Annotated in this window: 1 protein-coding gene; it reads left to right on the forward strand. The window is 61.3% G+C overall.

What is annotated here, in order from left to right:
- Positions 1-76 precede the first annotated feature (76 nt).
- The coding region (locus tag GOB81_RS17360; protein WP_242010341.1) for an AAA family ATPase at positions 77-944 on the forward strand (868 nt) is incomplete at its 3' end.

The raw sequence follows: 944 nt of genomic DNA on the forward strand, positions 1-944 counted from the left end.
ACGCCTATCACTGTATCCTTCATCTGCCGTCCTTTCGCGCAGTCGTTTCTTCCAACGACCATTCTGGCACATTGCGATGCCGTGCGGGGAGGACGGCAACCACCCCATCTCCAGTGACCATGGCAGGGCGCAGAAGGCGGCGATTTACGCACTCGGCCGGGGTGGTGCGCTCTCCATGCTGACGGGTGTCGCAGGGTCGGGAAAGACCGCGCTGCTGTCGCCGCTGGTGGACGCCTGGAAGCATGACACCCGTTATGATGAGAGCGGACGAAGGATTATCGGGATTGCCAATGCCTGGCGTCAGGCGGACGCGCTGCGCGACGCCGACATCCATGACACCTGCGCCATGCTGCCTTTCCTCGCCCGGCTGGAACGCGGCGACATCGACGTGGACCGGAACACGGTTCTGGTGATCGATGAGGTCGGTCAGGTCGGACCACGCCAGATGCTCCGCCTGCTGGAACTGCAGCGCGATAGCGGTTGCACGATCAAGGCACTGGGCGATCATGAGCAGGCACAGAACATCGAGGCCGGTGACTCCATCGAGATGCTGCGCAGGGTGCTGGACGCGGAAGACATGCCGGAGCTTCTGTCCAGCGTCCGGCAGACATCCGCCAGAAACCGGCAGATCGCCGACCTATTTCGTGGCGCGGAACCTGATGAAAGCGATCTCGCCTCTCTGGAAGTCAGAGGAGCGGCCGGGAACGCCAACAGTGACGAGGAGAATGACGACGACGTCCGCAACAAATTCCACATGAAGGAAGTGCGGGACGCGATCGACATGAAACGGGTGGACGGCACGGTCCGTCTGGTGGGCGGAGACCACGACGAAGAGAGGTGGTCCCCATTTTTCGGACAGGGCGATAAGCTATCATCTGGCCTGAACGAGGACGGGTTTTATGGGCAAGGTTACGCGGAAACGGTATGCGGCAGAGTTCAAGTCA

Source organism: Acetobacter conturbans, from assembly GCF_011516755.1.
Lineage (GTDB): Bacteria > Pseudomonadota > Alphaproteobacteria > Acetobacterales > Acetobacteraceae > Acetobacter > Acetobacter conturbans.